This is a genomic window from Listeria rocourtiae FSL F6-920, from assembly GCF_000525975.1.
GTDB classification, from domain to species: Bacteria; Bacillota; Bacilli; order Lactobacillales; family Listeriaceae; genus Listeria_A; species Listeria_A rocourtiae.
Window position 1 is genome coordinate 1 of record NZ_AODK01000066.1, and the last position, 10,849, is coordinate 10,849.

6 protein-coding genes and 1 pseudogene are annotated in these 10,849 nt (G+C 38.3%); 4 read left to right on the plus strand and 3 right to left on the minus strand.

What is annotated here, in order from left to right; translation table 11 throughout:
- Positions 1–256: 256 nt before the first annotated feature.
- The 3 genes and pseudogenes from PROCOU_RS15315 to gad form a co-directional block, all read left to right on the plus strand.
- A pseudogene (locus tag PROCOU_RS15315) lies at positions 257–910 on the plus strand (linear amide C-N hydrolase); the annotation flags it as partial.
- Between the two features lie 91 nt (positions 911–1,001).
- On the plus strand, positions 1,002–1,199 hold the full coding sequence (locus tag PROCOU_RS19390; RefSeq protein WP_425268392.1) for a linear amide C-N hydrolase: 198 nt from the start codon (positions 1,002–1,004) through the stop codon (positions 1,197–1,199).
- A gap of 2 nt (positions 1,200–1,201) precedes the next feature.
- Complete coding sequence (gene gad / locus PROCOU_RS15320; protein WP_036074092.1) at positions 1,202–2,614, plus strand: glutamate decarboxylase; 1,413 nt, start codon at positions 1,202–1,204, stop codon at positions 2,612–2,614.
- A 143-nt stretch (positions 2,615–2,757) separates the two neighbouring features.
- On the opposite strand, the gene PROCOU_RS15325 is transcribed toward gad, so the two are convergent.
- Positions 2,758–3,288: a Crp/Fnr family transcriptional regulator gene (locus PROCOU_RS15325; RefSeq protein WP_036074095.1), complete on the minus strand. Its 531-nt coding sequence runs from the start codon at positions 3,286–3,288 to the stop codon at positions 2,758–2,760.
- Between the two features lie 773 nt (positions 3,289–4,061).
- Positions 4,062–6,389, minus strand: coding sequence for a SpaA isopeptide-forming pilin-related protein (locus PROCOU_RS15330; RefSeq protein WP_036074097.1), 2,328 nt, complete (start codon positions 6,387–6,389; stop codon positions 4,062–4,064).
- Positions 6,390–6,931: 542 nt separating this feature from the next.
- Here PROCOU_RS15330 and PROCOU_RS15335 point away from each other — a divergent pair.
- A complete protein-coding gene (locus PROCOU_RS15335) occupies positions 6,932–7,777 on the plus strand; it encodes an LCP family protein (protein ID WP_244266344.1) in 846 nt (281 codons plus the stop codon).
- A 59-nt stretch (positions 7,778–7,836) separates the two neighbouring features.
- Here the strand turns inward: PROCOU_RS15335 and PROCOU_RS16845 are convergent.
- Positions 7,837–10,849 (minus strand): VaFE repeat-containing surface-anchored protein (locus PROCOU_RS16845; protein WP_149023686.1); only part of this gene is annotated, 3,013 nt, incomplete at its 5' end.

The window sequence follows — 10,849 nt, forward strand, 5'->3', positions numbered from 1 at the left end:
AATAACAAAAAAAAAACTATCTATATTACATGATTCATAAAAAATTCTCAAAAATCTGATACTAATGAAAAATAATACATTTTAAAAAAATCCCATCATATTTTGTGTGAATTATTCCCTTTTTGTTTTACTTATCATTTCAAGGGTATTATGACTGTAATATATGTAGATTTTTTCATTTAGAATGGGAGGAAGTAGTGTGTGTACAAGTTTTGTTTATCGAACGAAAGGCGACAATCTATTTTTATCCCGAACAATGGACTTCGGTTTTACGCTAGATGCTAAGCCAATATCTCTACCTCGAGGATATACTTTCCTGTCTGATGTTGATGGCACGAGTTACTCAGGAAAATATGCACTTATCGGATCTGGTAAAAATTTAGGGAAATATCTTTTTGCAGACGGGCTAAATGAACACGGCCTAGCCTGTGCTTCTCTTTACTTGCCAGGTGAGGCGGTTTATTCGAAAGATATAGAGTCGGGTAAAACGAATCTGGCTCCACATGAATTTTTACTTTGGGCTCTGTCTTTCTGTAAGGATATTGATGAATTAAGAGATATACTCCCAACAGTTCATCTAGTAGATCAAAAAGTGGAACTCCTCGGCATTACTCCACCGCTACACTGGATGTTTTATGATAAAGCTGGAAATGTAGCAGTCATCGAACCAACAGATCCTACCTTTAAATTAACACTCAAGGAAAACCCAGTTGGGGTGATGACTAATACGCCTTCCCTAGAATGGCATTTTCAAAACTTACGTAATTATCTCCACATTGTACCGCAGCAAAAAACTTCCACAACATTTGGCCAATTTGAGGCACATCCTTTTTCACAAAGTGGTGGTACGCTAGGCTTACCCGGTGGCTATACTCCTCCTGAGCGATTCGTTCGAGTTGCATATTTAAAGGAAACAATTCAAGAAGTGGATACTGAACAAGAAGGGGTTACAAATGTTTGGTACGTTTTAAAAAAGCGTTACGATTCCAAAAGGCGCTGTCATCAAATCAGATGGAACGCCAGATTTAACGCAGTATACATCCTCCATGTGTGTTTCTTCCTTAACATATTATTTTACACCTTATGGCAATCAGCGCATTACTGGGTGCAAACTAGATGACGATTTTATCAATAATTCGAGTACCCCATATGAGTGGGATGTTTTGCAAACAGAAGATATCTTATACAAGGAGCGATAATTATGTTACATGATCGTAGAGAAGAAAAAAACGACCCTAAAATGCCAATTTACGGAAGTTACGCAGAAGATTCTGCTATCGTCAAAACGACGCTCAGAAAAGAACCAATTGACCCACGAGTAGCTTACCGACTAATTTCCGATGAATTAATGGATGAAGGAAATGCTCGCCAAAACTTAGCCACATTTTGTCAAACGTATATGGAACCTGAAGCGGTGAATTTGATGAGTGAGACGCTAGAAAAGAATGCTATCGATAAGTCCGAGTATCCACAAACTGCCAAACTCGAAAATTATTGCGTCAACGTTTTAGCTGATTTATGGAATGCCCAAAAAGACGATAACTTTATCGGTACGTCTACAGTTGGCTCAAGTGAAGCCTGTATGCTCGCTGGTATGTCTATGAAGTTCAGATGGCGCAAAATGGCCCTTGAAAACGGCTTAGATATTACTGCTCAAAAACCAAACCTCATTATATCCTCTGGTTTCCAAGTTTGTTGGGAAAAATTTGGCGTTTACTGGGATGTGGACTTGGTTGAAGTCCCCGTTGACCCAAATCACATGAGCATTAATACAGATATACTTATGGATTATGTCAATGAATATACGATTGGAATAGTTGGTATCCTCGGTATCACATATACTGGTAAGTTTGATGATATTGAAAAGATTAACCATTTGGTGGATTATTACAATAACAAAAGCAAGTGGCACGAACTTGTTATTCATGTTGATGGCGCAAGTGGTGCGATGTTCACGCCGTTCGTAAATCCTGAGTTGCCTTGGGATTTTCGTCTCAAACATGTGGTTTCTATTAATACATCTGGTCATAAATACGGCCTTGTTTATCCAGGTATCGGTTGGATTATCTGGAAAGATAAGAAATACTTACCAGAAGAACTGATTTTTGATGTCAGTTATTTAGGCGGGCATATGCCTACTATGGCAATTAATTTCTCCAGAAGTGCTAGCCAAATCATCGCGCAGTACTATAACTTTTTACGCCTCGGTTTCAATGGCTATCGCGGGATTCATGAAAGAACAAAGAAAGTAGCGCTTTTCCTATCCAGAGCGCTGGAAGAAACAGGACTTTTTGAAATTTATAATGATGGCGCGAATTTACCAATCGTTTGTTATACACTAAAAGCTGAAATCAACAAAGAGTGGACGTTATATGATTTAACTGATCGCCTCCAAATGAAAGGTTGGCAAGTACCAACATATCCACTTCCTAATGATATGGAAGATGTATTAATCCAACGTTATGTCTGCAGGGGCGATCTTGGTTTCAATGTGGCAGAGGAATTTGTGGCTGATTTAAATGAGGCAATTGAGGAACTGGATAAAGCAAGAATTCTTGCACCAAAAGCTGAATCAACAGATGGCAAACAGGAATCACGAGGCTTTACACATTAATTAGTAAATGAATCGAGCCTGGAGTATAGCTCAATTAGGCTCAGCAAAATTAGAAGTTGCAAGGAGTAGAAAAATGCGTACCCAAAACCTGAATTTAGATTTTGGATACGTATTTTTTCATGATTTAATCCACCTTTTTCATCCTATGAAATGGCTTTTAATTTTGTTTCAAGTTTTTCCATATCTATAAAAATAGTACTTCTAACAGGATAAATGCAATCTTCTTCTTGAAGCTTTTGCAAAATGGTCGTAATTGTATTTGGATTAAAATTTGTATATTGTGCAATCATTCCCTTACTTATCTGCTTTGGAAAACAGAGTATATTTTTATTTTCTGATTCTTGCCCATATTTCCGACTTAGCTCTAGTAGTACAATAACTATTCTTTCCTCTGTCGGTAGTCTCCATAATTCTTGAAGAGCTAGCAAACGATTCACCATATTTTGCATGTGCATATAGTGGTAAAGATATCCTTCCTGTGTGTTCATTATTTTCTCGATTAAGTCTTCCTTGTGGTATCGTATCACAGTGAGCTCATCGGATAAAACAACAAAAATATAATCAGACGTGCTCCCAAGCATTAAGTTCGACAGCCCAATGATGTCATCTTGTGCAAAAAAATCAACGACTATATTCCTGCCATTTGTCGCTGCTATCATGCCATGCTCAATCAAAAAAAACGTCGTTCGTATCTGCTTTACATTGCATTAAAGTATCTTGTTTTACATAGCTTTTCCTGACACCACTTATCGGAAAAATCATATCTTCTCGAATAAAGTCGCGGAACCTTTCTTCGTTAAAATTTTAGCTAATTATAGCCTCACTGTACAGTAAAGCCATATTAGCTTCTTTATTTTTCATCTCAATTCCTCCTTATACGCTAATTTTCCGGAAAAGCAATGGGCTATTCCATCACTTTATTATCCCTATTTCTGGTAAATAGCTCATCTAGATTGCTTTTGAATTTACCGGAATCTCAAAATAAATATACATTGGATTTCTTCTCTTGGCACGAATTTATTTTCAAGCTTTACGCAACCGATAATTCACGGTTTAAAATTTCACTCCATTTATGCAGTGAAGAAATCGCTAATCTTAGAATCATAATATCGACAACAAAGCTTAATTCTGCGAAGATGGTTGTCACTTTTGTACCTTTTAATTATAACAATATAAAATCAAAAAATAACAATAACGGTGATAAATTTATATATCATACATGAATCGGACGCTAGGAAACTGTTATCGCAAAGCATACAACAATTTAAAAAAATTATCTTTTCGTTATTAACGCTCATATTCTAACTCAACATATTGATAACCATAAAATTTAAAACATCACCAATTTTTATTTTATTGGAATATAACGGCAAATCAAAAAACAGAAATCATTGTATCATACCATTTTTTTAGAATGGTTATCCAAGATTTCTGCTCATTTAAATAGTTATGATTTCATATTTGTTCTATACCAAAATAAAACTGTACCGAAAAGAAGTAGCATACAACCGAGAAAAATAAATAACTCCTCCGACTGATCCCCTGTTTTCACTAGTTTCTCTGGCTTCACTTTTGATGTACTAGTTGGTTCTGGCTTTACTGTTGATTCCAAACTTGGCTTCTCAGAAATTACCGGCTTTTCAATTGGAACAACAATTTCTGGCTTTGATATTGGCTTTTCAATCGGCGCTTTTGGAAAATCTCCTGGACTTTCCGGTTCGACTGGAAGCCCTGGATTGACCGGAATTTCTGGCTTGATTGGAATTTCTGGTTCCGGCACAACTGGATCTGCTGGCTCCTGCGTGAAGATATGACTATTCTTTTTCACAACCTCCACGACACCATCATTTTCCCCAAACTTAATTTCGAATGGCACAGCATCACTATCTAGCATGTACCCTTGTGGTGCAACAGTTTCAACAAATGCATAAATCCCCGGATCTAAACCATCCACTGTCAACTCCCCATTGTCATCCGTCACTAAATCCTGCATTACAATGCGACCATCTCCATCAACAAGATTAAACGATGCACCAGCTAACTTATTTTCACTATTTTGCGCATCAATTTTCGTCAATGTAACCGCACCCGTTTGTAATTTATTCTCCGTACCTAACACAATCGGTGTCACATCTTGATCGGAAACAACTACTGGATGCGGTGTACTATCCAACACATACCCCACTGGTGCCTCTATTTCTGCTACCGTATAATCTCCAAGCGCCAGTGCTTTCGTAACTAAAAATCCAGCCTCGTCCGTAGTCCCTTCAAAAACAAGCTCATCTCTGTCATTGCGTACTTCATATACGGCACCAGCTACAGGCTCACCATGATTATCAACCTTCTGAATACTTATCCGCCCATCGTATTTTCGAGTAGAAACCGCATTGGAATGAATCACATTATTCTCCACTGTCAAAAAGGCTTGATTCGATAACAAATCCCCAATTTTTAGCGCTTCCACATTAACTCTAAAACTCCACTCCATCTTATCTGTTTTTGGAATATCAACAAGCGTTGTAATCTGGACCTCGTTACCCACCAATTGAATGGATACCTTACTAGTATCAAAAGGTAGCAAAACTGGTGACTTAATACGCTCATCTAACGGATCAGTAATCGTTGTTCCCGCAGGGATAGCATCCCCGTCTAACGAAGCCAATTTCAATGTATAGAGCAAATCATTATCGTCATAATTAAGTGCTGATTTATCAACACTTTTGTTTAAAATATAGCTTGTGCCAAAATGTGTGATCGGCTTCACCGGAACCGATTTAACCACATCTGCTCGCTTATTCGCCGACAATTGCGCAACATTATATTGCAAACCAGTATTCACGTCATCTACTTGCAACGCATATTCAACAAAATACGTATCATCTACTGTCAAATCCCCTAATTCTACAGTAAAACGATTCGTTTCCTTATCCACATGAATCTTATCTTGAAAATCTGCTGTCACATACCGATACTTCGTCGCTGTTCCTGCGGTATCAAAAGCCATCACTTTCAAAATTCGAATCCCGTCCTTTGTCATCGTGTCCCCTGATATGGAAGACTTAGTCGGTGACGCAATCAATGATGTCCCTTTTGGCAATGTATCTGTAATAACAACATTTTGTAAGTCTATGCGTCGATAATTTACGATCAACTGAAAACTATTACTTTCTGAATCCACCGTGTTTAGCGTTGCAACCCCATCTTTATCAAAATCACCTTTATACCACTTATCAAAAAGTGGTGCAATCGCTACGTTTTGTTTCTGTACATCCACCGTTACGCTCTTATTTTGCCCAGCATAATCCACCATGAAAGTCTGCGTACTATGATAAGCATCCCCAACTGTCATCAATGGTGCCCCAAACTTAATTTCAAAAATACCATTGAACGCGTCGTTGTCTCCAATCGCCGTTCGGTTAATAGAGAAAGTCAAATAATAGTTCAACCCATCATTTGTCACTTTTTCCAATTTGAACGGTTGAGGAATGACGGTCTTAGCCGTAAAATCATTTGGATTGTAAACAATCTCTTTCGGTATCGTCACCGTAATATCGCCATGATCCGTCAGAAAATCACCCGCACTTCCAGAAATATTGACACGTAAATCGACTTCCTCCCGACTGCTAATCGTTCCCGTCATGACAGCTAGTGAAGTCTGAATTGTTGTCCCTCCAGCTTTTGCAACGCCACTTTGTGCCGATGCAAATATTCCGAATAATGGTAAACAAAGCATAGCAATCATCAAACATACAATATATTTTTTATTTTTCCCCATTATTATTTAATCTCCTTTATGATTTATTTAAAGTACGCTATATTCATCTCATGTTTCAAATGCCTCCACACTAGTTTTGATGAATATACTTTCATAATATCCCCATCTATATTCCGTTTAAAGACACACTTATCTACCATTTGCAAATTATAAGATTTTTTATGTCCATTATGTGTCTTTCAAACCGACACATACACGTAACAAACCTATACTATACTTCTCTTAATCACATTTTTTCACGAAAGGCGGTTAGCAAATGAAACACGCAAGGTTTAGAAAAAAGCGAACCCTCCTGCTTTCTATCACACTATTATTCGGATTATTACTCATTAGCACACTCGTTTATCTCTGTATTCTGTACGCTAAAGCAGAGAAAGTTTGGAATAAGGCATATCACCCCGTATCTTCAACAGATAAGGTTAAAACCCCAGACACAATGACTTTTTTTAATTATGGGTTTGGATAATAATGCATCTAGGAATCTTGGTAGCTCTAGAACAGATGCTATGATGCTTGTAAGTTTAAACAAACGCACACAAAAAATGACACTTTGTAGTATTCCTCGAGATAGCTTTGTGCAAATACAATCCGATGATTATACAGGTATGCAACGAATCGAATCAGCTTATACTTACGGTGGACCAAAAAGCGCTGTAAATACAGTAAAAAAATTATTTAATATCCCAATTAATCACTATGTAGTTTTTAATTTCGATTCGTTTATGCATGTTATCGACGCGCTCGGAGGAATCGATGTAGATGTGCCAAAAACATTTGACGGTCCCCTTTTTGATACAGGTAAAAAAGTTCATTTTGAAAAAGGTCAACAACACCTTAATGGCGAAGAGGCACTAGCTTTTTCGAGAGAACGTAAAATCGATAATGATATCATGCGCGGTTTCCGACAACAACTCGTACTTGAGGCGGTAAAAGAAAAAGCCACCAACATCAATTCTGTTACGAAATACCTTAAAATAATCGAATCACTGGAAGATCAAATCCAAATGGACCTTGATAAGAGTCAAATAAAAACAGTGATTCAAGATTTCCTAATTGGCAAGGATTACGAGATTGAACAACTCACTTTTGATTGGCGTGCTTTTAGTAACAGCGGGCATAGTATGGTGGAATTGTACCAAGATAGTATCGATCACGTCGCACACCAGCTAAGAGTATCTCTCGGAATAGAAGAAAAAGATGACCGCGATAAAAAGAAATTCCAAACTAACGGAAAATACAAATTTAAGAGTGATTACACAACATCAACCCCAGAGTCAGAGAAAAATGCAGATACATTTACTGGTAACGGCGTATATATTGGTACAGAAGGAAATACAAAGACAGGTGATTTGCCAAACAGGAAAACGACTACTGGATTTTATGATTAAATGCAAAAAGTCGATTGAAAACCTAGTAAGGCTTTCAATCGACTTCCATGCACTACAATTTAACGATTTTGTTTTCTTTTATTAAGGAAAACGATAGATCCAATCGCTACAAGCAAGCTTCCAAATAAGATTGTCAGCAAGGAGAAATTGTCTCCTGTTTTTGGTAATAAACTCTTGATAGATAGACGCTCTTCAGCTTGATCTGCTTTATTATTTTCCTCTAATTTGTTTGAACCAGTATCTGGCTTAGACGGTGTTTCTGCCTTTTGCGGATTTTCTGGTTGCTGTGGTTGTTTTGGTTGCTCCGGCTTTTCCGGTTGACCTGGTTTTTCTGGATTCGCTGGGCTTTCTGGATTCACTGGTACCTCTGGCTTATTGATAAAGCGAACCGTTTGATCTAAGTCATTAATGTCTTCATGTACCACAACTTCTTTGCCATTGCGGAACAATTTCTCAAAGACAACGACTTCGCTTCCAGCTAATTCACGCGCATCGAGATCAAAGGCTACTTCTACAACACCGTTTGACTCTTCTGGCGTAAATGTTGTTTCGCCTAGTACTTCTTTACCATTTGATAAGACTGGTTTCTCTGTTGCTTTGTCCATTAGTTTTCCTGTCACCGTATACTCTTTGCCAACAATTAGGTCTTCATAGTATACCTTATCAATGATTGTTACTTTTTCTTCTGGCATGATTTCTTTCTCACCATTTTGATCTGTCGCGATTGTTTTTAGGTCTGGCTTGATGAATTGAACCGTTTGATCTGCGTCATTAATGTCTGTATGCACTGCTACTTCTTTGTTGTCTGTGTACAGGCGCTCAAATGCTACTACTTCTTGACCTGCTAAAGCTTTCGCGTTAAACGTGAATGTTACATCTACTTCACCATTTGGTGTTTCTGGTGTGAATGTTGTTTCTGCTTCGACTTGCTCACCATCTACTACTAATGGCGCTTCTGTGGCTTTGTCCATCAAAATTCCTTTAACCGTATACTCACGACCTGGCGTCAGATTTTCATAACGAACCGTATCTACTAGGCTGACTTCTTCTTCCGGGCTAGGGCTTTGCGTGCCTGTTTCTACGTCACGCAATGTTGTACCGATTTCTGGATTCTTGATGACTACTGTTTGACCTTCGTCGTTAATATCTTCATGGTTGACTACTTCTTTTCCGTTACGCATTAACTTCTCAAAGACTACTAAATCCTTGCCGTATAAATCACTACCGTCAAATGTGAACGTTACTTCTACAGAACCGTCTTTGTTTTCTGGTGTGAATGTTGTTTCACCGCGTACTTCTTCCCCTTTGACAAGAACTGGTGCGTTTGTTGCTTTGTCCATCAAAATTCCTTGTAGTGTGTATTCTTTACCTGCGATTAAATCTTTGTACTCTACAACGTCAATAACGGTTATTTCGTTGTCTGCATTTAGTTCTTTTTCACCGTTTTGGTCAGTTGCAGTTGTACCGATTTCCGGTGTTGTGAAGTTAACCGTTTGATTCGCATCATTGATATCTGTGTGAACCGCTACTTCTTGACCGTTTTGGTATAGGCGCTCAAATGCTACTACTTCTTGACCTGCTAAACCTTTGGCATTAAATGTGAATGTTACTTCTACTTCACCGTTTGCTGTTTCTGCTGTGAAAGTTGTTTCTGCTTCTACTTGCTCACCATCAATCACGAGTGGTGCTTCTGTTGCTTTGTCCATTAAGATTCCTTTAACCGTGTACTCACGACCTGGGATTAAGTTTTCGTATTTTACTACGTCTACTAATGTTATCTCCTCTTCTGGACTTGGTGTTTGTGTTGCTGTTTCTTCGTCACGTAGTGTTGTTCCAATGGATGGATCTACGACTTTAATCGTTTGTTTCGTATCATTGATGTCTTGGTGAACGGCCATGATTGCGCCGTTTAATTTCAATGTTTCAAACACAACGATATCTTTCCCTTTTAATTGGGACGCATCTAGTGTAAATTCGATTTCTTCGCTACCATTTGTATTCGCTGGGCTAAACGATTTCGTTGCTGTTACCGTCTGTCCGTCTACCAATAATGGTTGGCTTGTTGCTTTGTCCATCAAAATTCCTTCGATGTCATATGTTTGCGTTGTATCTAGATTTTGGTATTGTACTTCATCGACAATCGTGATCGGTCCAGCGTGTACATTGCTTTCACCTGTTTCTTTATCACGTGCAACCGTTCCAATACTTGGCTCGATGAATGATACTGTTTGTGTCAAACTATCTTTATCCGTGTGTTCTGCAATCACTTGTCCTGACTCATCTTTCAATACTTCAAAGACAACATAAGAATTCCCTTTTAAATCACTCGCATCAAAATTATTAAGCGGTACTGTAACTTCGCCAGATGCTGTTGTTGGGGTAAATTCGTGTTTTCCTTGTGTAATTACGATATCACCAGTTAGTTTGTCTACCAATGTTGCTTCTAACGTATAACGCTCGCCTGGATTTAAGTTCGTGTACACAACGCGGTCGCTAAGTTCCACGTTTTGATTTGGATGAATATCGTGTTGTAAGCCTGTACTTGTTTCAAAAGCGAATGTTTGTAAGCTTGGTGTCGAGAAAGCTACCGTTTGATCGGCATCATTTAGATCTTCATGTGTTGCGACGACTTCATTTGTTGCTGTATCGATTAAACGCTCAAATACAACGACTTGTTGCCCTTTCAATGCACGTGCGTCAAATCCGTCTAATGCGACTACTTCTTCGCCATTCTCCGTTGTCGCTGTGAATGTTTTCGACCCTTGCGTTAATACTGTTTGCCCATTTTTCGTCATCAGTTTTGCTTCTAAACGATAGTTTTTCCCTGGTGTTAATTGCTCATAAGTCACACGGTCGCTGATTTGCGTCGCCATGCCTGGATATAATACCTTGTTGTTCGTTCCTGTTTCAAAAGCAAGTGTTTCAATTTGTGGTTGATAATCACGCTTGTTCGTGATGTTGTCTAATTCTAAAACAGTCGTATCACTCACAATTTCAAAATCAATCGGCTTACCATCTAAAATATAACCGCCAGTTGGTGCTTTTGTTTCGACAAAAGTGGTAGTTACCGTA